Origin of the sequence: Dokdonella fugitiva (assembly GCF_014138265.1) — a bacterium.
GTDB classification, from domain to species: Bacteria; Pseudomonadota; Gammaproteobacteria; order Xanthomonadales; family Rhodanobacteraceae; genus Dokdonella_A; species Dokdonella_A fugitiva_A.
On record NZ_JACGXL010000003.1, the window covers coordinates 176,410 to 198,393 of the forward strand.

A 21,984-nucleotide genomic window follows, 5' to 3' on the forward strand; every position below is an offset into this window, starting at 1 on the left:
CAGCAACGATCCCCTCGCGGTTCCCCCATGCGTCTGGTCCCCACCCTCTCCGCCCTCGCCGTCGCCTGCCTCAGCGTGCTCGCAGGGGCGCGCGAACCCGACGTGAAACTGCCCGACATCGGCAGCTCCGCGGCGAGCCTCGCCACGCCACAGGAGCTGCGCGAGTACGGCGCCGGCATGCTGCAGGAAATGCGCGCGTACGACCTCGTCGTCGACGACCCGCTGCTGGTCGACTACATCAACGCGCTCGGCTATCGCCTGGTCGCGTCGAGCGATCACCCGGATCCGGGCTTCACGTTCTTCATCGTGCGCGACGACCAGATCAACGCGTTCGCTGCGCCGGGCGGCTACGTCGCGACCAACGCGGGCCTGATCACCGCGATGGACACCGAGGACGAACTCGCCGGCGTGCTCGCGCACGAGATCTCGCACGTCGAGCAACAGCACATCCTGCGCGCGTTCGAGGACCAGAAGAAGATGTCGATCCCGATCATGCTCGGCATGCTCGGCGTCATGATCGCCAGCGCGCACCGCACCGACGACGCGGCGGCGGCGGCGATGATGACGGGCACCTCGCTGATCCAGCAGCGGCAGATCAACTTCACGCGCGGTGACGAGGCGGAAGCCGACCGCGTCGGCATCCAGACGCTCGCGCGCGCGGGTTTCGACCCGATGGCGATGGCCGGCGCGTTCCAGACCTTGCAGAAGGTCATGCGCGTGAATGGCATCGACATCCCCGAGTTCCTGCTCGACCATCCGCTCGATACCAAGCGCATCGCCGACGCGAAATCGCGCGCGGAGCAGCTCGGCTGCCCCAAGACGACGCATGTGCGCGGCGCGCCCGCGAGTGATGCCGGCGGCGGCGGCCTCGACCTCACCCTTTCGTCACGTCGCCTCGACGCCGACGCCAGCAGCGGGCCGGTCGACGAAGCGAGCGCGATCGCGGCGAGCGACGCGGCGACGGTGACCGTCGCCGAGCATGGCGAAGGCAAGGCGCTGCCGCGCGTGACGGTCGCCGCCTGCGCACCGCGCGGCAAGGCGGTGCAGGCGTATTTCGAGCTCATGCGCGAGCGCATGCGCGTGCAGATCGCCAAGTCGCCGACCGCGGTGCGCTCGTACTACGCCAACAACCTGCGCGACGATCCTGCCTTCGACAGCGTGGCCAACCGCTACGGCTACGCGCTCGCGCTGATCGCAAACCGCGAGGCGGCCACGGCGATCGAGCAGTTGCGCCCGCTCCTCGCGCGCCAGTCCGACTCGCCGGTGCTGCGCCTCGCCCTCGCCAACGCGCAGGACCAGGCCGGGCGAAGGGACGAGGCGCTCGCGACGTTCGCGCAGCTGCATCGCGACTTCCCCGGCAATCGCGCGATCACACTCGCCTACAGCGACGCGCTCGTCGCGCGCGCCGACGCGAAGAATGCACGCATCGCCCTCGATCTGCTGCGCCCGCTGGTCGAGCGCAGCGCGGACGATCCCGAGCTGCAGCGCGCGTTCGCGCGCGCCAACGAACTCGCCGGCGACAAGGTGCGCGCGAGCGAGGCGTACGCGGAAGCCGCCTGGCTCAGCGGCCACGCCGAAGACGCACTGAATCAGCTCAAGGCGCTGTCGAAGCAGGCCGATCTCAGCTACTACCAGCGCAGCCGCATCGACGCGCGCATCGCCGAACTCACGCCGGCCGTGCTCGCCCTGCGCAAGCGCTCCTCGCCGAGCGAACCCGGCTCGCTGACCGCGACCGGCCTGTCCTGCTGCCGCGCGCACGGCGGCACTGTCACAAATCCGTGATATTCGACGAGCTTCTCCGCAAGCCACGCCCCTCGACATCGTCAACGCCGTATCTAATTGATGTAGAATGCTTTTCATCAAAATGCGGCGACCGGGCCCGATGCCGGTTGCCGCACGACACGGCGGGACCGGCACCGCCCGAGGGAAGGCCCTTCGCGCGATGTCATTCCCGCGTAACAAAATGAAGTTGCAATGATGACGTCATAAAGCGCCCCGACGGCGCTGCGCGCGGTGAAGTCGTGCAAAAACACATCCTGATCGTCGAAGACGAAACCGCGATCCGCGACATGGTCGCGTTCGCCCTGCGCAAGGCGGGCATGGAAGCGATGCACGCGCCGGATGCGCGCGCGGCGCAGACCGCGATCGGCGAGCGCGTGCCGGATCTCATCCTGCTCGACTGGATGCTGCCCGGCATGAGCGGCATCGACCTCGCGCGTCGCCTGCGCAAGGACGAGCTCACGCGCGAGGTGCCGATCATCATGCTCACCGCGCGCGGCGAGGAAACCGACCGCGTCGGCGGCCTCGACGCCGGCGTCGACGACTACGTCGTCAAGCCGTTCTCCACGCGCGAACTGCTCGCGCGCATCCGCGCCGTGATGCGCCGCACGCACGGCGAGGACGCCGAAGGCGTGGTCGAACTCGGCGGCCTGCGCATCGACAGCGCCGCGCACCGCGTATTCTGCGGCGAACAGCCCGTGCACATCGGCCCGACCGAATACCGCCTGCTGCACTTCTTCATGACGCATGCCGAGCGCGTCTACACGCGCAGCCAGCTGCTCGACCACGTCTGGGGCGGCGGCGTCTACGTCGAGGAACGCACCGTCGACGTGCACATCCGCCGCCTGCGCAAGACGCTCGAGCCGTTCGGCAAGGACGAACTCGTGCAGACCGTGCGCGGCGCCGGCTATCGCTTCTCGACCAGCGTCTGATCGCCGCGCTCATGCGGACGCCGATACCGCCTACGTCGCGCCGCACGCCGCCGGTCCGCCCATGATGCGCCGCCTCGGCCGCGCCTGGCGCTCCAGCGCATGGCGCCTCGCGGCGCTGCTCGCGGCCGCGCTCGCGGTCGGCCTGTGGCTGCGCGCGGTGCCCGCCTGCCTGCTCGCCGCGACCGCGTTCGCACTCGGTCACGGCGTGCTGCGGCTGGCGCGTTTCGCGCGCCTGCTCGCGGGGCGCAGGCGCATGCCGGCCGCGGACGGCAACGGCATCTGGGACGAGGTGCAGAACGCGACGCGCCAGCGCCAGCGTACCGCGGTCGCGGGCAAGCGCCGCATGGTGCGATTGCTGCGCGCGTTCCGCGACGCCGCCGCCGCGCTGCCGGACGCGGTCGTCGCGCTCGATCGCGAGTTGCGCATCGAATGGTTCAACGCCGCCACCGCGAACCTGCTCGGGCTGAAGTACCCGCAGGACCTCGGCGCGCACCTGCCCAATCTCGTGCGCGCGCCGCGCTTTACCGAATGGCTGCGCCGCGAGGGCGAAGAACCGCTGCTCGACCTGCCCTCGCCGCTCGACGAGGAACGCCGCCTCAACCTGCTCCTGATCCGCTACGCCGACGACCGTTCGCTGCTCGTCGTGCGCGACGTCAGCCAGCTCATGCGCCTCGAGCAGGTGCGGCGCGACTTCGTCGCGAACGTCTCGCACGAGCTGCGCACACCGCTCACGGTCGTGCACGGCTACCTCGACATGATCGAGCCCGAGCAGGTGCCCGAGTACGAACCGATCCTGCACGAGCTGAGGAATCAGTCGCGGCGCATGACGCAGATCGTCGAGGACCTGCTCACGTTGTCGCGCCTGGAGGCGCGCAACGACCTGCCCCAGGAGCGCATCAGCATGCGTCCGCTGCTCGAAGCGCTGCGCCGCGAGGCGGAAGCGCTGAGCCAGGGCCAGCACACGCTCGTCGTCGAGCTGGACGACCGCCACGACCTGCTCGGTTCGACCAAGGAACTGCACAGCGCGTTCTCCAACCTCGTCACCAACGCGGTGCGCTACACGCCTGCGGGCGGCCGCATCATGCTGCGCTGGCAGCATGACGCCGACGGCGGGGCGCGCCTCTCGGTGACCGATACCGGCCAGGGCATCCCGGCGCAGCACCTGCCGCGCCTGACCGAGCGGTTCTACCGCGTCTCGACCAGCCGCTCGCGCGAAACCGGTGGCACCGGCCTAGGCCTGTCGATCGTCAAGCACGTGCTGCAACTGCACCAGGCGCGACTGGAAATCCGCAGCGAGCCGGGCGTCGGCAGCACGTTCGCCTGCGTGTTCGGCGGCGAGCGCCTGCTGGAGCCGCTGGCGCTGGCGGAAGCGCCGTGAAGCTTCTCCGGTTCGCGCTGCTCGTCGCGCTCGTCGCGTGCACGTCGCCGGCGCGCGCGCTGGAAGGCATCGCGGGCACGCTCACGAGCGTCGGCTCCGACACAGCGAGCGTGCTCATCACGCGCTGGGCCGCGGCGTTCCAGGCGGACCATCCCGGCGCGCGCATCCAGGCGCAGGCGAGCGGTTCGGCGAGCGCGCCGATCGCGTTGATCGAGGGCGCGGCCGACCTCGGCCCGATGAGCCGTCCGATGAACGCCTCCGAGGAAGCGGCGTTCCGCGCCCGCTACGGCTACGCACCGACGCGCGTCGTCGTCGCGCACGATGCGATCGCGGTGTTCGTGCATCCGGACAACCCGCTCGCCACGGCGACGCTCGCCGACCTCGACGCGATCTACTCGTCGACGCGCGCGTGCGGCGCGACGGCGCCGATCCGCGGCTGGAACGACCTTCGCGCCGGCAGCGGCGCGCCGCAGCCGCTGCTCGCGATCGGTCGCGACAGCGGCTCGGGCACGCACGAACTGTTCCGCGAACTGGCACTCTGCGGCGGGCGCTACCGCGCCGAAGTGGTCGCCTGGCCCGGTAACGGCGCGGTCGTCGCTACCGTCGCCGGAAACCGCGAGGCGATCGGCTATGCGGGTTTCGGCTTCGTCAACGGACTCGTGCGCCCGCTCGCGATCGCGCGCAGCCCGAGCGATCCGGCGATCGCGCCCGACGAACGCAGCATCGCCTCCGGGCGCTACCCGCTCTCCCGTGCGATCTACGTCTACCTGAACCGCCGCCCGCAGCAGGCGCTCGCCGACTTGCCGCGCGCGTTCCTCGAATACATCCTTTCCGACGACGCACAGCAGCTCGTGCGTCATGAAGGTTTCATACCCTTGGACGTGGACGAGGCGCGCGAGCAGCGCGCCCTGATCCGCTGAGAGATCGCCAGGCCCCGAAGCCGGTGCTCCCCCGAGGCCTACCCCCTGCGAGTCACGCCATGAACCGCGAAGTCGTGATGAACCTGAAGGACCCGAGCCTCTACCTCAACCGCGAGCTGGCCCAGCTAGAGTTCAACTTCCGGGTGCTCGCGCAGGCGGAGGATCCACGCGTGCCGCTGCTCGAGCGCATGCGTTACCTGTGCATCTCGTGCACCAACCTCGACGAGTTCTTCGAGGTGCGCGTCGCCGTGCTGCGCGAACAGGTGAACATGATCGAATCGCGCCCGGGCCCGGACGCGATGCCGCCCTCGGAAGTACTTGCGCGCATCCGCGAGCGCGCGCTGACCCTGGTCAAGGCGCAGTACGACTTCTGGAACGGCACGCTGCAGCCCGCGCTCGAAGCCGAAGGCATCCGCTTCTCCAAGCGCGACAGCTGGACCGTCAAGCAGCGGCGCTGGTTGCAGGGTTATTTCCGCAACGAAATCCTGCCGGTGCTGTCGCCGCTCGGCCTCGATCCCGCTCACCCGTTCCCGCGCATCCTCAACAAGAGCCTCAACCTCGCGGTCGTGCTGAAGGGCCGCGATGCGTTCGGTCGCGAGGGTCACATGGCGCTCGTGCGCGCACCGCGCTCGCTGCCGCGCCTGATCCGCATGCCGGCCGAGGTCGCAGAGGCACCGTACGACTTCGTGTTCCTGTCGAGCGTGCTGCACGAATTCATGGACGAGTTGTTCCCCGGCATGCAGGTGAAGGGTTCCTACCAGTTCCGCGTGACGCGCAATAGCGAGCTCGTCGTAGACGAGGACGAAGTGCAGAACATCGCGCTCGCGCTGCGCGACGAACTCAAGGGCCGCGGCTTCGCGCGACCGGTGCGCCTCGAGGTCGCCGACAACTGCCCGAAGGCGATCGCCGACATGCTCATGCAGAACTTCGAGATCACCGACTCGGAGGTGTACCGCTGCGAGGGCCCGGTCAACGTCAGCCGCGTCAACGCGGTGTACGAGCAGATCGACCGCGCCGACCTCAAGTTCCCCGCGTTCCTGCCGCGCGCCCTGCCCGTCGTCGTCGACGAGGGCAGCCTGTTCGACGCGATCCGCGAGCGCGACATCCTGCTGCACCACCCGTTCGAATCGTTCGGCGCGGTGATCGAACTCGTGCGCCAGGCGAGCGTGGATCCGGACGTGCTCGCGATCAAGCAGACGCTGTACCGCGTCGGCAACAACTCGCCGCTGGTCGACCACCTGATCGAGGCGGCGCGACAGGGCAAGGATGTCACCGTCGTGGTCGAGTTGCGCGCGCGCTTCGACGAGGAAGCGAACCTGCGCCTCGCCAACCGCCTGCAGGAAGCCGGCGTGCAGGTCGTCTACGGCGTGGTCGGCTACAAGACGCACGCGAAGATGCTGCTGATCGTGCGACGCGAACAGGGCGTGCTGCGTCGCTACGCGCACCTGTCGACCGGCAACTACCACCAGATCACCTCGCGCATCTACACCGACTTCGGCCTGATGACGGCGAACCCCGACATCGGCGAGGACGCGCACCTTCTGTTCCTGCAGCTGTCGGGCCTCGGCCCGATCATCAAGCTCAAATGCCTGCTGCACTCGCCCTTCACGCTGCACAAGGGCCTGATGGAGAAGATCGAGCGCGAGATCGGCCACGCGCAGGCGGGCAAGCCCGCGCGCATCATCGCCAAGATGAACGCGCTCAACGAGGAACACGTGGTCGAGGTGCTGTACCGCGCCTCGCAGGCCGGCGTGCAGATCGACCTCATCGTGCGCGGCTCGTGCGCGTTGCGCCCGGGCATCCCGGGCGTGTCGGACAACATCCGCGTGCGCTCGATCGTCGGCCGCTTCCTCGAACACAGCCGCGTGTACTGGTTCCAGAACGACGAGACGCCGGAGATCTACTGCTCGAGCGCGGACTGGATGGAACGCAACCTGCTGCGCCGGATCGAGACCTGTTTCCCGATCCGCGACCCGCAGCTCGCCCGGCGCGTCTACGACGAGTCGCTCGCCAACTACCTCGCCGACAACACCCAGGCCTGGCAGCTCGAACCCGACGGCAGCTACCGGCGCATCGTCGCGGGCGACGCGCCGACGCATTCGGCGCAGCAGATCTTGCTGAGCCAACTTGCGCAGTGAGGCCGCCCGCGGCAGCGCTGCAGCGATCGCCGGGGCCATGCGACAATCCCCGGCACAGCCCTTGCGAGCGGACCCCGTGAAGGACGCGCCTGCCACCCAATTGCGTGACGGCGAACTGCTCGCGGCGGTCGACCTCGGTTCCAACAGTTTTCACCTCGTCGTCGCTCGTTACGAGCATGGGAGCCTGCGCATCATCGACCGCCTGCGCGATAGCGTGCGCATGGCGATGGGTTTGCGCGCGAACGGCAGCCTCGAGCCCGAATACCGCGAACGCGCGCTCGCCTGCCTCGCGCGTTTCGGCCAGCGCCTGCGCGCGCTGCCGTACGACCGCGTGCGCGCGGTAGCGACGAACACCGTACGCCGCCTCGCCAACCCGCAGGCGTTCCTTCTGCCAGCGGAAACCGCGCTCGGCCATCCGATCGAGATCGTCAGCGGCCGCGAAGAAGCGCGCCTGATCTACCTCGGCGTCGCGCACGACCTCGCCCGTTCGAGCCAGCGCAGGCTCGTCGTCGACATCGGCGGCGGCAGCACCGAGTTCATCATCGGCCAGGGCTTCGACGCGCTCGAGACCGAGAGCATCCAGGTCGGTTGCGTCGCGAGCACGTTGCGATTCTTCGGCGACGGCAAGTTCACCGCCAAGCGCTGGCGCCAGGCGCAGACCGAGATCTCGGTCGAGCTGCAGCAGTTCGCCGAGGACTACCGCGCACGCGGCTGGGGCGAGGCGATCGGCTCGTCCGGCACGGCCAAGGCGATCGGCAGCATCGTGCAGGCGAACGGCTGGAGCGACCAGGGCATCACCGCGCCCTCGCTCGCGCTGCTGCGCGAGGCGATCCTCGATGCGGGCAGCGTAGACAACCTGCGCCTCGCCGGCCTCGCCGAGGACCGTACGCCGATCATCGCCGGTGGCGTCGCCGTGCTCGAGGCGATCTTCACGACCTTCGCGCTCGAGCAGATGGGTGTGTGCGAAACCGCGATGCGCGAAGGCCTGCTGTACGACATGGTCGGCCGCGCGATGCACGGTGATCCGCGCGCGGGCAGCGTCGCCGCGCTCGCCTCGCGCTACGCGGTCGATCGCGCGCAGGCCGCGCGCGTGCACCATGCCGCGCTCGAACTGTTCGAGCAGGTCGCCGACGACTGGCAGCTGGGCGGCCTCGAGCGCGACCTGCTCGGCTGGGCCGCGGACATCCACGAGGTCGGCCTCGCGATCGCGCACAGCCTGCACCACATCCACGGCGCGTACATCATCGCCAACTCGGATCTCGCCGGGTTCAGCCGGCAGGGCCAGCAGGCGCTCGCCGCGATCATCCGCTCGCATCGACGAAAGCCGGATCGCGAGACGATCGACGCGCTGCCGGAGCGCCTGCGCCAGCCGGCGCGGCGCGTGACCGCACTGCTGCGCCTCGCCGCGCTGCTCGAGCGCGCGCGCACGACCGAGCCGCTGCCGCCGCTGCGCCTCGCCGCGGAAGACCGCCTGCTGCGCCTCGAGCTGCCGGACCGCTGGCTCGATCAGCACCCGCTCACGCGCGCCGACCTCGACCAGGAGCGCGACCACATCAAGCTGCTCGACCTGAAGCTGCAGGTGCGCCCGCTGGAGAAGGCCGAAGCCTGACCGGCGCGACTGGGCAGGCGGCTGACGCGCCGCGCGCGAGCCCCTATCATTGCGGTTTCCCGCTTCCGCACCGCACTGGAGACCCCCGATGATCAAGCGACTGCTGCTCGCACTCGTGCTCATGCTGCCTGCGCTCGCGCTGGCCCAGGCGACCACCGACAAGCCCGCCGCGCCCCCCAAGGCCGCCGCCAAGCCCGCCGCCGCGAAACCGGCGCCGAAGGCCCCGGTGAAGCCGGCCGCAAAGGCCGAGACGGCGACCGCGACCGATGCGCAGGGGCCGTCGAAGGTGCTGATCAAGACGAGCCTCGGCGACATCACCGTCGAGCTCTACGCGGACAAGGCGCCGAAGTCGGTCGAGAACTTCCTCGCCTACGCCAGGAGCGGCTTCTACGACGGCACGATCTTCCACCGCGTGATCGCCGACTTCATGGTCCAGGGCGGCGGCTTCACGGCGGACCTGCGCCAGAAGAAGACGCGCGCACCGGTCGTCAACGAATCGAAGAACGGCCTCAGCAACCTGCGCGGCACGCTCGCGATGGCGCGCACGGCCGATCCGAACTCGGCGACCGCGCAGTTCTTCATCAACACCGTCGACAACCAGCGCCTCGACTACGCGGGCGACGCGAACCCCGGCTACTGCGTGTTCGGCAAGGTCACCGCCGGCCTCGACGTCGTCGACAAGATCCGCGCGGTGCCGACCGGCGCGCAGGGTCCGTTCCGCAGCGACGTGCCGACCACGGCGGTGGTGATCGAGAAGGTCACGGTCCTGCCCTGAGGACGTACGCGGTGTCCGCACGCGCGACTCGCAGTGGCGTGCCCGGCCCCGTCCGCGCGCGTCGCACGCCCCCCTCGGGCCTGCGGCAGGGCGCCATGGCCGCGTCGATCACGCGATGACGACGCTGTTCGTCTCCGACCTCCACCTCGACGCGAGCCGGCCGCGGATCACCCGGCTGTTCGGCGAATTCGTGCGCGACGAAGCCTCGCGCGCGAATGCGCTGTACATCCTCGGCGACCTGTTCGAGGCGTGGATCGGCGATGACGCCGACGACGCGACCGGCGACGAGGTCGCCGCCGCGCTCGCGGCGCTGCACGCGCGGGGCGTGCCGAGCTTCTTCATCCACGGCAACCGCGATTTCCTGCTCGGCGACGCGTACGCACGGCGTGCGCGCATGACCTTGCTGCCCGACGCGAGCGTCGTCGAGATCGAAGGCGAACGCACGCTGCTCATGCACGGCGACACGCTGTGCACCGACGACGCGCCGTACCAGGCCTTCCGCGCGCAGGCGCACGCGCCCGCGTGGCAGCGCGCGTTCCTCGCGCGACCGATCGAGGAACGCCGCGTGTTCGCGGCGCAGGCGCGCGCGGAGAGCCAGCGCTACACGCGTTCGGTCGGCGACGCGATCACCGACGTCAATGCGGAGGCGGTCGCGTCGACGTTGCGCGCGCACGGCGTGCGCCGCCTCGTCCACGGCCACACGCACCGGCCGGCACGGCACCGGCTCGAACTCGACGGCACGCCGGTCGAACGCATCGTGCTCGGCGACTGGTACGAGCAGGGCAGCGTATTGCGCTGTTCGTACGGCCGCGATCCGGTTCTCGAATCGCTTTCTTGAGCGCTCGGTTCCGCAGGCTTCAGTCGATGTCGAACGACTGCAGCGTGACGGGCAGGAAACCGTTGCTTTGCAACGTGAACGTGCCGCACGCCCCCGGGATATCGAAGTCGGCCCCGGTAATGATCAGGTAGTACGCACCCGGAGGCATGTCGGCGTGGAGCATCGGGGTCGTGCCGTCCCCAGTCGTGGTGCAAGGCGCATTGGCGTTGCAGCCGCTCGCCTCGGGCACGAGATACGCCGCGAGTGTATAGCCCGCGCCACCGACGAACACGATCTGGGTGAAGGTACCGGCATTGATGATGTTGACGTGTACGACGTAGGCCTGGCCCGGCGCAGTGAAGTTCTGGCAGATTCCCACGATCCCGGTTTCATGGCCGCAGGTGGTGCCGGTGAGCGCAGGATTGCCGGAAGAGTCCATTGCCCATATGGCGGGCGCAGCGCAAGTCTGCGCCGATGCGACCGAAGCCGACGCGGCGGCAATGATGGCTCCCATGCTGACGGCAGCGGACACGCGCATGTCGATGGCTCCTTGCGGTGAGGGTACGCGAACGATGGTTCAATCGACGTCGAACGACTGCAATGTCACCGGCAGGAAGCCGTCGCTCGCCGCCGTGAACGTGCCGCATGAACCGGGGGCATCGAAATCGGCACCGGTGATGATCAGGTAATACGCGCCCGGCGGGATGTCGGCGTGCAGCATATGCGTCGTGCCGTCGCCCGTCGTCGTGCACGCGGCATTCGCATTGCAGCCGCTCGCTTCGGGCACGAGGTAGGCCGCGAGCGTGTAGCCCGGACCACCTGTGAACGCGATATCCGTGAACGTCGCGGGCGCGATGACGTTGATGCGCACGACGTACGCCGCACCCGGTGCCGTGAACGTCTGGCACGTACCGACGATGCCGGTTTCATGGCCGCAGGTCGTGCCGGTGAGGGCAGGATTGCCGGAGACGTCCATGGCCCATACCGCGGGCGAAGCGCAGGTCTGGGCGACCGCGAGGGACGAAAGGCCGAAGCCGGCGACGATCGCGCCGAGCGCGAGGGAACGAGCGATGACGGACATGCAGCCTCCCGGAGGTGAAGCCCGTCGGCGGCCTGCCGACGGGGTTGCAAACTGCACTTATATCACTTCGCGACGACCTTCTGCGCTCCGCTCAACGGCGCCTTCTCGCCGGTGCCCTTGACCGTGCCGATCTGGTACCAGTAGGTCCGACCCGACACCGCGCTGTTGTCGCGGTACTGGTACGTGCCGAATGCATTGCCTTCGTCGTCCGCCGCGCGGATGAGTTCCTTGTTCACGCGCACGAACGGCCCCGTCTCGGAATCGGCGCGGTAAATGACGTAGGCGTACACCGTGCCTTCGTTCGTGACCGACCACTTCAGCAGCGGGCCATTCCCCGGCGGCGGCGCGCTCTCGTCCTTGTGGACTTCCTGCTTGATCGCCTGCTTGAGGTCCAGCCCGCCGGGCGTTCCGCTCGGGGTTGCCGAAGCCGTGCTCGACGCCTGCCCTGACTTCTCGAGTTCCTTCTCGAAATCATGCACGACGTAGTCGGGCGGGAGCAGCATGCCGACGACTTCGATCGGCAGCGTCCGCTCGGAGTCGGGCAGCTCGACCTGGATGTTTCCCTGCAAGCGGCCGACCTGCTGGTCGTTCGCGACGGTGATGCGCAGCATCCGGCATCCCGTAGCCGCGGGTACGCAAGGTACCGCCGCCACCTTTCCCTTGACGCCTTCGAGGCGCGTCGCGCCGACGTTGAAGTCCTTGCCCGATTCGCTCGTCAGGCGCAGCAGGAACTCGTTCTTCGCATTCGTGCGCATGAGGCCAAAGGAGAACGGGTTGCCACTCGGCGCCACTTCACCGAGGACGTTGACATCGACCGAGATCCACGCCTGGGACTGCTGCGGCGCATTGATCTTGAGCTTGATCTTCTCGTGCTGCAGTCCCCACGGAGCGTCCTTGCGCAAGGTCGCGACGACCGTGCGGCCGTCCTCGCCGACGCGCGCGTCGATGTAGGCGGGCTTGTCGGTCACGGCCAGGATGCGGAAATCGGCGACCTCGCGGCTGCTCAGAGAAATCGACTTGGTCGGCATCGCGCCGTCGATTTTCACCGCCTCGAAATCGATCTTCGGTGCGATCTCGTCGAGGACGGTCGAAACGAACGCATGCACGCTCGCGCCACGGACGGCCAGTGGACCCGGCTCGCTCGTATGGAAGCGGAACGAGCGCTTCACGAACCCGACGCTGTCGCGCAGCTCGACTGTGGCCTTCAGGTACGCAGTGCCGTGGGCAGGCACCGTCGTGCCCTGCTCGATCGTGTCCCACGGCAAGGCTGCTTCACCCTTGCTGATCGTGATCGGTTTGTCGCCATCGTTCTTGAGCTGGATATCACATGAAACGATCTCGAACTGCTGGTGTTCGCCGATCCGGCACGGTGAAACATCCAGATGGGTCTTGGGAGCAGGCGCGGGGGCTGCTGCGGCGAGCAGCGACAGTATCAATGCGGTGGCTGGGAGCATTCTGGACATCCGTGGAAATAAAAAACCCACCTGCGTCGCCGCAGGTGGGTCGAGTCAGATCACGAAAAGCCGATAGGCTTAGCCGACCGTGAAGCTCTGCAGCGTGACCGGCAGCGTGCCGTTCGAGGAAGCGGTGAACGTACCGCAAGCACCCGGCGCGTCGAAATCGGCGCCCGTGATGATCAGGTAGTAGTTACCCGGCGGGACGTCGCCATGCAGCATGTGCGTCGTACCGTCACCGGTCGTCGTGCACGCAGCGTTGGCATTGCAGCCGCTCGCCGACGGAACCAGGTACGCGGCGATCGTGTAGCCCGCGCCACCCGTGAACGTAACGTCGGTGAACGTGCCGGCAGCGGTCACGTTGATCTGCGCGACGTAAGCGGCGCCCGGCGCCGTGAACGTCTGGCAGGTACCCGTGATGCCGGCCTCGTGGCCGCAGGTCGTGTCATTGATCGGCGGGTTGCCGGCCGCGTCCGGCGTCCAGCTGGCCGGGGCCGCGCACGTCTGGGCGCCGGCGGAGACGCTGAACAGCGTGGCGAGGGCCGCCGCGCCGATCGTTGCAGAGAGCAGATTGCGCTTCATGTATCGTCACTCCTATTCGATATTTATAAAACTCGACCAACAAAACCGCTGATTAGCTGCCGATGTAGGTCTGGCGACGCGAATCGAAGCGATCGAAACCGACCACCTGGGTGGCATGGTTGTTCTTGAAGGCCGCACTCGGTGCCGCCAGGCCCAGCGAAGCGGCCGAAACGCCACCCCATGCCGCGTTGTCGAGGTTCGCGATCGAACCCGAAGCGGCTGGTTCGGTCGTACCGGCAGCGGCATTGACCCAGTACGTCAGCGAACCGGCAGCGCCGGCGCCGACCGTCAGCTTGCCTTCGATGCGGTTCACGCCCGGCAGCAGGTCCGTCGCGAACGTCGACTGGCAGATGAAGCCAGCCGCGCTGCACTGCGCGAAGAACTTGACGCGCTTGGCACCCGCCGGACCCGCGACGAGCGAGACGCGCAGCAGGCGGTTGAAGCCGTTCGCCGTCGTCGTCGCCGGAGCCTGGAACAGGACGACGTTGTCCGTCGCGCTGAACGCGGTCAGGGCGGTGTTGTCGACGAGGAACTGGAAGCGGTAGGACGGCTCGGAAGCCGCGTGGTCATAACGCACGGTCGCCGCGGCGGAAACGCTCGGGCCGAGCGACGAGTTCAGCTTGCACTCGGTCGCGTCCAGACCCGGCGTAGCGATCGCGAGGGCCGACGTCGACGGAGGCAGCACGGCCTTGCTCGTCCACGCGCCACCGTCGGCCGTGGTCGGACCGGCCGGGCACGCCGCCATCGCACTGCCCGCGAAACCGCAGAGGCCAACGAGAGCCAGCGACAGAACCTTGATCTTGGTGTTCATTGAGATATCTCCCAGAGTGTCTCGGGCGGAGCGCCTGCTCCCGTCCCCATTGGTTTAGTGGTCAACCAAGCCCGATCCGCGCGGACGATAGTGAAGTCTTAACACCGTGTCAACACGAACCGAGCGTGGGCCTGGCCGACCATCCAGTTTCGAGACGGACACCCCATTTCGGGGGGGTCCGGACCCGGCCGGCGGCGCATCGCCTCCAGCCCACGCAGCTAAATGACGCACGAGCGGAGGGAAACCGGACACGGCTACATCGGCCTGCCGCATTCATATACGGAACGAGCCCCTGAAAGGGATCACGGTCCCCTCCTTCCGGCCCGGCGCGGGGCCTGGTTCGCACGGCCGCGTTGACCTCGTCCGGCACGATGCGCAGAATCGCCGTCCCCTTCGCAACACCCGCTCCCGTGACCGCTCGCCCGCCCGCCCTCCGTGCCGCCGATTGCCTGGCGGTGATTCCCGCACGCGATGAAGCCGCCACCGTCGGTGCGGTCGTCGCGGGCGTGCGCGAGGCGCTCGGCTGCGCGGTGCTCGTGGTGGACGACGCGAGCCACGATGAAACCGGCGCGGCCGCTCGCGCTGCGGGCGCACAGTCGCTGCGCCTGTCGTTCGGGCTGGGTGCCTGGGGCGCGACGCAGACGGGCATCCGCTACGCGCAGCGCAACGGCTATGCCGGCGTCGTCACGCTCGACGCCGACGGCCAGCACGAGCCCGCCTCGCTGCCGGCGCTGTTCGAGGCCCAGCAAAGAACCGCCGCGAACGTCGTGATCGGCACCTGCGTCGGGCGCCTCAGTCGCGCCAAGCGCGTCGCGTGGCTCTACCTGCGCGGGCTGACCGGGCTGCGGCTCACCGATTTCACCTCGGGCCTGCGCCTGTACGATGCTCGGGCCGTCGCCATCCTGGCCGGCCCGGAAGCGAGCCTGCTGGACTACCAGGACGTCGGCGTGCTCATGTTGCTGGCGAAGAACGGCCTGCGCATCGACGAAACGCCGGTGCCCATGCTGCCGCGCCGCGAGGGACATTCGCGCGTGTTCGCGTCGTGGCCGGTGGTCGCGCGCTACATGATGCACACCACCGTGCTGTGCCTGGCGCAGATCGACGCCGGACGACGCAAGGAGAAGGTCTTGCAGGAAGGCTGTTCCGCATGCTGACCGGGCAAATCACTTCGGCCATCCTCGGCATCGCCCTCGCCGGCGCGATCCTGTTCCTCGTGCGTCGCGACCATCTGCACGGGCCGTACGCCGTCTGGTGGTTCGTGATCGCCGCGGCGACGTTCCTGCTCGGCGTGTTCCCGCGCATCGTCATCTGGCTCGGTCACCAGACCGGGATCTTCTATGCACCGGTACTGCCGATCATCATCGGCCTTTCGCTCGTGCTCATCCGCCTGCTCAAGCTCGACGTCGATCGCTCCAAGCAGGAGCGACGCATCCGCCGCCTGACCCAGAAGCTCGCGATCCTCGAACAGGAACTGACCCGGCTCGGCGGCAACCCGCCTGCGGAAGCCCCGGGCGACGACGAAGACAGCTGAATACGCGCCGGCGCATGCGCATCCTGCATCTGGGCAAGTACTACGTTCCGCAGCGCGGCGGCATCGAACGCCACACGCAGGCCCTCGCCGAAGCATGCGTGCGCGCCGGTGATCCGGTCGCCGTGCTCGTCCATCGCGCGCCGGGACACTGGCGCGGCACGCGCGAGCTCATCGCCGGCGTCGAAGTCCGCCGCGCGGGATGCATCGCTGCGCCCGTCTACACGCCGCTGAGCCCGGCATATCCGTTCGAACTCTCCCGCGCGCTGCGCGAATTCGCGCCCGACCTGCTGCACATGCACCTGCCGAACCCGTCCTGTTTCGCCGCGCTCGCGAGTCCCGCCGCGCGGCGCCTGCCGTGGATCGTGCACTGGCACGCCGACGTGCCGCCCGACGCGCCCGACTGGCGCCTGCGCCTCGGCTACCGCGTCTATCGCCCGTTCGAGCAGGCCGTGCTCGCGCGCGCCGCGAGCGTGATCGCGACGTCGCAACCGTACTTCGAGGCGAGCCGCGCGTTGCAGGCGTGGCGCTCCAAGGTGCGCATCGTCCCGCTCGGCATCGACGCGGCGCGCGCCACCGCGCCGCGCGCGGACCTGTGGCCGGCGACGGACGGCGTACGCCTGCTCGCCGTCGGCCGGCTCGGCCGCTACAAGGGCTTCGACGTGCTCGTCGACGCATTGGCGTCGACGGCGGACGCCAGCCTGCTGCTCGTCGGCGACGGCGAGTGCGCGCGCGAACTGCGCGCGCTCGCCCGCGCGCGCGGCGTGGATGGGCGCATCGCTTTCGCGGGCGACATCGATGACGCGACGCTGGAGGCCGCGTATGCGGCGGCGGACGCGTTCATTCTCCCCTCGCTCGACCGCGGCGAAGCCTTCGGCCTCGTGCTGCTCGAGGCGATGCGCGCCGGGCTTCCCGTCGTCGCGAGCGCGATACCGGGCTCGGGCGTCGGCTTCGTCGTCGCCGACGGCGAATCGGGCCTGTTGGTCGAACCCGGCGACCGCGTCGCGCTCGCCGCCGCGCTCGTTCGCCTGCGCGACCCTGCGCTGCGCGCACGCCTCGGCGACGCCGGGCGCGAGCGCTGGAACGCGCTGTTCACGCTCGACCGCAGCGTGCGATCCGTGCGGGCGATCTACGCAGCCGCATCAGCCGGCAATCCGGGCTCCGCCGGCTGATCAGCCGGCAGCCACAGCACCAGCACCAGCAGGCTGACCAGCATCGGCGTGAGCTGCAACAACAGGCGATTCACCGCGGAATAGCTTTGCGCGTAGCGCGCCGCGGCCGTGAGCGCGAACAGGCCGACGATCAGCAGCAACGGCACCGCGACGAGGACGAACATCCGCCGCACCGCGGTCGAACGCGACCACTGCGCGCGCCTCCAGAACAGTGCGGCCGGCAGCGCGAACCAGAGCAGGTTCCAGTTCCACTGCCCCCACAGCGCATTCGCGAGGGCGTGCAGCGACGGCCCGACGCGGCCGCCGTCGAAAACGATGCTGTCCTGCACGTAACGACGCGCAACCGCGACCCAGGGCACGCTCAGCGTGACGCACAGCACGATCGCGAACGCCGCGACGGCGGCGCCGATGAGGAAGCGCTTGCTGCGCATGCGGCGCGGCAATATGCCGAACACGACGGCGACCCCGAGCACGATGCTCCATACCGCGCCCTCGAGCTTGATCATCGGCAACAGCGCAACGATCCCCGCGAGGACCAGCAGCTGGCGGTGCTCGCCCGTCTCGCGCCAGCGCAGCCACGCGTGGCCCGCGAACGACATCAGCGCGGCCACCCAGAGGTCGGCGTAGCCGCCGAGGGCGACGTGCGCGTCGAGCAACGGCAGCGAGGCGAGCAGGTAGACACCCGCCAGCGCATGGATCGGCGACACGCCTAGCGCCCTCCACTGCCCGTAATGGGCGGCCAGCAATGCCGCCCACAGGCCGAGCCATGCGAGGTTGATCCAGGGCTCGATCCAGCCGCTGTCGACGGCGAACCAGGTCACCGTCCACGGCAGCAGCTCGGGATAGTTCCACGCCGACGTCGTGCGTACGTCGACCTGCGGCTGCAGCAGCCAGCGCCCGAAGGAAACGTACGGGGATGCGTGATCCGCGAGCACCCACATCTTGGCCTTGGCCTGCCACACCGCCCACGCGTCCCACGGCAAGGTCGGATGCGACGTGATGTCGGTCGCGAACAGCCAGGCGCGCCAGGCGAGCGCCAGCAGGATCAGGATCGCGACGACATGACCGCCGCGCAGCGGCGCCGCGACCGGCCCGTGCAGCGGCGAGCGCTCCCGCGACCACCACGCGACGGCCCAACCCGCGCTGCCGATCGCGAGCGCGGCCACGCCGACGCGCGCGAGGCCCGCCGACAGATCCGTCGCGCTCAGCGCGCGCATGAGCAGGCCGCAGCACAGCGCCCCGACGATCCAGCCACCACCGAAGACCGTCGCCAGCGCGCACCCCCGGCGCGGCCAGCCGACGGCCGCCGCCCACAGTCCGCTGCCGAGCAGCAGCGGCGCGAGCCAGACGACGAGCGCAGGCAGCCCGCTCACCGGATCACCGCCTCGACGCGGTAGGCGACCAGGTCCTCGTTGCGATCGATCACCTTCACGCGCACCTTGCGCAGGCCGATGCGCATCACGTCATTCAGCGGCCGCGGACGATCGACGCGGTAGTTGACGAGCACGGTGCCGCTCGGAATGCGCGTGTGCGGGGCGGCGAGGTAGCCGCCGAGGCTCGACGCGTTGGTCGGCGCCGCGAGGTAGATCAACCGGAGGATTTCGTGCGGCGTCTCCGCGTTGACGAGCACGCGCGTCGTCGGCGGCTCGTTCGCCAGCAACACTTTCAGCCGCTCCGCCGCCGCGAGCGTGCGCTCATCGGCGACATGGTCCTGTCGTTGCGCGAATGGGATCGCACCCCAGATGTCGCGGTCGACCGCGCGGCGGTAGTCGAGTTCGCGCATCCACGCCGCGTCGATGCCGACCCACGCGATCGCGGCGGCGGCGAACAGCGGCCGCGCGAGGCGATCGCCGCGCCAGCGCAGCACGAAGCGCGCGACGAGCGCGAGCGCGACGAGCGCGAGCGCGACGACGAGCGGCGGGCGCGGTGCATGCGGCAATGCGTCGCCGGTTTCAACCGGCCCGATCGCGCTGACCGAAATGAGCTGCCACGGCGCATGGGCGAACCAGGACGACCACATCGCGGCGATGCGGCCACGCCACGAATCCGATTCGAGTCGCGCCCCGGTGAATGCGAACGGCTTGAACGCTCCTGCCGGCGGCGCCAGCTGCGCGACCGGGAATTGCGAGAACCCGACCTCGACGATCGTTCCGCGCCAGGCCGGTACGCGCGACAGGTCGAACGTCCGGGTTCCGGCGCCCGGTGCCGGCAGCGAAACCGTCTCCACGTCGTCGGGCGCTTCGCGCGTGCGGAACACGAGCGACAGTTCAAGCGTGCCCGGGAAATCGGCGAACGCGTAGCGCAGGATCGGCAGGTCTGCCGCCTCGAGCTCCGGCACGTCGGTCACCTGCAACGCGGAATAGTCTTCGGCCGCGGCCGAAACCCGCAATTGCTGGCCGTCGGGCATCGCCTTGCCGAACACTGCGTGATAGCGGCTGCCCGGCAGCGACTGCGTGTGCGCGGGAGTGAACGGCAAGCGGGGGTCGATTCCGGCGGCCCACAGCAGCAGCAACAGCCACGTCGCGCCGAGCACGAGGACGAACGCGATAAGCCGCCAGCGCGCGACCGTCATGCGGCGATTTCGTCCAGCCCGGCCAGTTCGGCCGGGGTGAAACCCGCGCGCAGCCGCGCCTCGATGTTGAACGGGCCGCGCAGGCTGCCGCGCATGTGCTCGTCGAGCAGCGCGCGGAACGTCGCCTGCGGATCGCGCCCCTCGCGCGCGCAACCCCAGGCATACCAGTGCGAACCGGCGGCGACGTGCGCGACTTCCTCGCGAAGGATCGTCTCGAGGATGTCGGCGGTCGCGTCGTCGCCGACCGCGCGCAGGCGTTCGATCATGCCCGGCGTCACGTCGAGGCCACGCGCCTCGAGCACGCGGGGCACGAGCGCCATGCGCGCGACGCACGAATCGGCGGTGCGCACGGCCATGTCCCACAATCCGTCGTGCGCGTCGAAATCACCGTAGCGGTGGCCGAGCTCGGCCAGGCGCGCGGCGAGCAGCGCGTGATGGCGCGCCTCGTCGTCGGCGACGCGCGCCCAGTCGCGGTAGTACTCGTCGGGCATGTCGCGGAAGCGATACACGGCGTCCCATGCGAGGTTGATCGCATTGAACTCGATGTGCGCGACCGCGTGCACGAGCGCTGCCCTGCCGGCGGCCGAGCCGAGCCCGCGTTGCGCGAGTTTGCGCGGCGACACGAGGTGCGGTCGCGAAGGCCGGCCCGGATCACCGATCGGACGAGGCGGCGCCGCGCCCGCGTCCGCGCGCATCTCGCCGGCGGAGATTGCGCGCGCGACCGCGCGGGTCAACGCGAGCTTTTCCGTGACGTCGGCGCAAGCGAGGCAACGCGCGGCGGCATCGAACAGATTTTCCTTGACGCTGCCGGGCATGCCGCGACTCCGTGCCTTGGGGGCGCCGGGATCTTCCCCGACACACGGCGCGCGAACGCGCCGTCCTTCATTATCCATGACCAACGTCGTCAGGGACGCGGACCGGACACGCAGTTTCGCGCATCGCCCTCGCGCGGTCGTTCAGCCGGCCTGCCGCCGCTGCGACTTCGCATCGTCGGAGCGCGCGAATTCGAGGTCGGCCAGGTACGTCGGCTCCACGCCCGTCACGTACTCGCCGGAGAAGCACGAGGTGTCGAAGTCGGCGAGTTTCTCGTTGCCGTCACGCACGGCCCAGACGAGATCGTCGAGATCCTGGTAGATGAGCCGGTCCGCGCCGAGCATGCGCTCGACCTCTTCGACCGTGCGCCCGTGCGCGACGAGTTCGGCCGTCACCGGCATGTCGATGCCGTAGATGTTCGGATAGCGCACCGGCGGCGCGGCCGAGGCGAGGTAGACCTTCTTCGCGCCGGCCTCGCGTGCCATCAGGATGATCTGCTTCGAGGTCGTGCCGCGCACGATCGAGTCGTCGACCAGCAGCACGTTCTTGTTGCGGAACTCGAGGCCGACCGGATTGAGCTTGCGGCGCACCGATTTCACGCGCTCGCTCTGCCCCGGCATGATGAACGTGCGGCCGATGTAGCGGTTCTTCACGAAGCCTTCGCGCACCGGCACGCCGAGGATCTGCGCGAGCGGGCCGGCGACGGTGCGCGACGTGTCCGGGATCGGGATCACCGAATCGATGTCGTGGTCGGGCATCTCGCGCAGGATCTTCTCGCCGAGCTTCTCGCCCATGCGCAGGCGCGCCTTGTACACCGACACGTCCTCGATCATTGAATCGGGCCGCGCGAGGTAGACGTACTCGAAGATGCACGGCGCGTGCTTGGCCGGCTCCGCGCACTGGCGCGTGTGCAGGCGGCCGTCGAGCGTCATCAGCACCGCCTCGCCCGGCGCGACGTCGCGCAGCAGGCGGAAGCCGAGGATGTCGAGCGCGACCGACTCCGACGCGACCGCGTATTCCTTGCCCGTCGCGGTGTCGCGCTCGCCGAGCACGAGCGGGCGGATGCCGTGCGGATCGCGGAACGCGAGCACGCCGTAGTCGAGCAGCATCGAGACGATCGCATAGCCGCCGACGCAGCGCGCGTGCGTGCCGGCGACCGCCTTGAAGATGTGGTCGGGCGTGAGCTGGCGCCGGTCCTGGATCTGCAGTTCGTGCGCGAGCACGTTGAGCAGCACCTCGGAATCGGAATCGGTGTTGATGTGGCGGCGATCGTCCTCGAACACCTCGCGGCGCAGCGCTTCGGTGTTGATGAGGTTGCCGTTGTGCGCGAGCGCGATGCCGTAGGGCGAATTGACGTACAGCGGTTGCGCCTCGGCCGAACCTTCCGAACCCGCGGTCGGATAGCGGCAATGGCCGATGCCCACGCTGCCGCGCAGGGCGAGCATGCTCGTCTGGTCGAACACGTCGCGCACGAGGCCGGAGCCCTTGTGCAGGCGCAGGCGATTGCCGTCGAGGGTGGCGATGCCCGCCGCGTCCTGGCCGCGATGCTGCAGGACGGTGAGCGCGTCGTAGAGCGCCGAAGCGACTTCCGACTTGCCGACGATGCCGATGATTCCGCACATG

The 21,984-nt window shown here is 69.3% G+C and carries 20 protein-coding genes; 11 read left to right on the plus strand and 9 right to left on the minus strand.

Features of this window, described 5'->3' with window-relative positions:
• Window positions 1-27: 27 nt before the first annotated feature.
• The 8 genes from FHW12_RS11190 to FHW12_RS11225 all read left to right on the plus strand — a co-directional run bounded on the left by FHW12_RS11190 (window position 28) and on the right by FHW12_RS11225 (window position 10,369).
• The gene (locus FHW12_RS11190; RefSeq protein ID WP_259393011.1) at window positions 28-1,782 is read left to right on the plus strand and encodes a beta-barrel assembly-enhancing protease; all 1,755 of its coding nucleotides are present in this window, start codon (window positions 28-30) and stop codon (window positions 1,780-1,782) included.
• A 239-nt stretch (window positions 1,783-2,021) separates the two neighbouring features.
• On the plus strand, window positions 2,022-2,711 hold the full coding sequence (gene phoB, locus FHW12_RS11195) for a phosphate regulon transcriptional regulator PhoB (RefSeq protein ID WP_182531117.1): 690 nt from the start codon (window positions 2,022-2,024) through the stop codon (window positions 2,709-2,711).
• 61 nt (window positions 2,712-2,772) lie between these two features.
• The gene (gene phoR, locus FHW12_RS11200; RefSeq protein WP_182531118.1) at window positions 2,773-4,089 is read left to right on the plus strand and encodes a phosphate regulon sensor histidine kinase PhoR; all 1,317 of its coding nucleotides are present in this window, start codon (window positions 2,773-2,775) and stop codon (window positions 4,087-4,089) included.
• A complete protein-coding gene (locus FHW12_RS11205) occupies window positions 4,086-5,009 on the plus strand; it encodes a PstS family phosphate ABC transporter substrate-binding protein (RefSeq protein ID WP_182531119.1) in 924 nt (307 codons plus the stop codon). The genes phoR and FHW12_RS11205 overlap by 4 nt, the downstream gene beginning before the upstream one ends.
• 59 nt (window positions 5,010-5,068) lie before the next feature.
• Complete coding sequence (gene ppk1 / locus FHW12_RS11210; RefSeq protein WP_182531120.1) at window positions 5,069-7,147, plus strand: polyphosphate kinase 1; 2,079 nt, start codon at window positions 5,069-5,071, stop codon at window positions 7,145-7,147.
• 76 nt (window positions 7,148-7,223) lie between these two features.
• Window positions 7,224-8,756 (plus strand): exopolyphosphatase, encoded by a 1,533-nt coding sequence (ppx, locus tag FHW12_RS11215; RefSeq protein ID WP_310735215.1) that lies wholly within the window; start codon window positions 7,224-7,226, stop codon window positions 8,754-8,756.
• An 88-nt stretch (window positions 8,757-8,844) separates the two neighbouring features.
• Complete coding sequence (locus tag FHW12_RS11220; RefSeq protein ID WP_182531122.1) at window positions 8,845-9,531, plus strand: peptidylprolyl isomerase; 687 nt, start codon at window positions 8,845-8,847, stop codon at window positions 9,529-9,531.
• Between the two features lie 115 nt (window positions 9,532-9,646).
• Window positions 9,647-10,369: a UDP-2,3-diacylglucosamine diphosphatase gene (locus FHW12_RS11225; RefSeq protein ID WP_182531123.1), complete on the plus strand. Its 723-nt coding sequence runs from the start codon at window positions 9,647-9,649 to the stop codon at window positions 10,367-10,369.
• A 19-nt stretch (window positions 10,370-10,388) separates the two neighbouring features.
• Here FHW12_RS11225 and FHW12_RS11230 read toward each other — a convergent pair whose 3' ends face one another.
• The 5 genes from FHW12_RS11230 to FHW12_RS11250 all read right to left on the minus strand — a co-directional run bounded on the left by FHW12_RS11230 (window position 10,389) and on the right by FHW12_RS11250 (window position 14,276).
• The gene (locus FHW12_RS11230) at window positions 10,389-10,886 is read right to left on the minus strand and encodes a hypothetical protein (RefSeq protein WP_182531124.1); all 498 of its coding nucleotides are present in this window, start codon (window positions 10,884-10,886) and stop codon (window positions 10,389-10,391) included.
• Between the two features lie 39 nt (window positions 10,887-10,925).
• Entirely contained in the window at window positions 10,926-11,429 is a 504-nt protein-coding gene (locus FHW12_RS11235; protein WP_182531125.1) for a hypothetical protein, read from the minus strand.
• Between the two features lie 62 nt (window positions 11,430-11,491).
• Window positions 11,492-12,883 (minus strand): hypothetical protein, encoded by a 1,392-nt coding sequence (locus FHW12_RS11240; protein ID WP_182531126.1) that lies wholly within the window; start codon window positions 12,881-12,883, stop codon window positions 11,492-11,494.
• Between the two features lie 78 nt (window positions 12,884-12,961).
• Window positions 12,962-13,465, minus strand: a complete 504-nt coding sequence (locus tag FHW12_RS11245) for a hypothetical protein (RefSeq protein WP_182531127.1) — start codon at window positions 13,463-13,465, stop codon at window positions 12,962-12,964.
• A 52-nt stretch (window positions 13,466-13,517) separates the two neighbouring features.
• On the minus strand, window positions 13,518-14,276 hold the full coding sequence (locus FHW12_RS11250; protein WP_182531128.1) for a hypothetical protein: 759 nt from the start codon (window positions 14,274-14,276) through the stop codon (window positions 13,518-13,520).
• Between the two features lie 353 nt (window positions 14,277-14,629).
• Between FHW12_RS11250 and FHW12_RS11255 the strand changes: the two genes are divergently transcribed.
• The 3 genes from FHW12_RS11255 to FHW12_RS11265 are packed head-to-tail and all read left to right on the plus strand — an operon-like array spanning window position 14,630 to window position 16,976.
• Complete coding sequence (locus tag FHW12_RS11255) at window positions 14,630-15,430, plus strand: glycosyltransferase family 2 protein (RefSeq protein ID WP_259393012.1); 801 nt, start codon at window positions 14,630-14,632, stop codon at window positions 15,428-15,430.
• Window positions 15,424-15,807 carry a DUF2304 domain-containing protein gene (locus tag FHW12_RS11260; protein ID WP_259393013.1) on the plus strand — a complete coding sequence of 128 codons (384 nt, stop codon included), beginning with the start codon at window positions 15,424-15,426 and terminating at the stop codon, window positions 15,805-15,807. The genes FHW12_RS11255 and FHW12_RS11260 overlap by 7 nt, the downstream gene beginning before the upstream one ends.
• Before the next feature lie 14 nt (window positions 15,808-15,821).
• Window positions 15,822-16,976, plus strand: coding sequence for a glycosyltransferase (locus FHW12_RS11265; protein WP_182531129.1), 1,155 nt, complete (start codon window positions 15,822-15,824; stop codon window positions 16,974-16,976).
• Here the strand turns inward: FHW12_RS11265 and FHW12_RS11270 are convergent.
• The 4 genes from FHW12_RS11270 to purF all read right to left on the minus strand — a co-directional run bounded on the left by FHW12_RS11270 (window position 16,934) and on the right by purF (window position 21,983).
• The gene (locus FHW12_RS11270; protein ID WP_182531130.1) at window positions 16,934-18,349 is read right to left on the minus strand and encodes a hypothetical protein; all 1,416 of its coding nucleotides are present in this window, start codon (window positions 18,347-18,349) and stop codon (window positions 16,934-16,936) included. The two genes, FHW12_RS11265 and FHW12_RS11270, sit on opposite strands and share 43 nt — an antisense overlap.
• Window positions 18,346-19,548: a hypothetical protein gene (locus tag FHW12_RS11275; RefSeq protein WP_182531131.1), complete on the minus strand. Its 1,203-nt coding sequence runs from the start codon at window positions 19,546-19,548 to the stop codon at window positions 18,346-18,348. The genes FHW12_RS11270 and FHW12_RS11275 overlap by 4 nt, the downstream gene beginning before the upstream one ends.
• Window positions 19,545-20,363, minus strand: coding sequence for a ferritin-like domain-containing protein (locus tag FHW12_RS11280; RefSeq protein ID WP_182531132.1), 819 nt, complete (start codon window positions 20,361-20,363; stop codon window positions 19,545-19,547). The genes FHW12_RS11275 and FHW12_RS11280 overlap by 4 nt, the downstream gene beginning before the upstream one ends.
• A gap of 141 nt (window positions 20,364-20,504) precedes the next feature.
• The gene (gene purF / locus FHW12_RS11285; protein WP_182531133.1) at window positions 20,505-21,983 is read right to left on the minus strand and encodes an amidophosphoribosyltransferase; all 1,479 of its coding nucleotides are present in this window, start codon (window positions 21,981-21,983) and stop codon (window positions 20,505-20,507) included.
• Window position 21,984 lies beyond the last annotated feature (1 nt).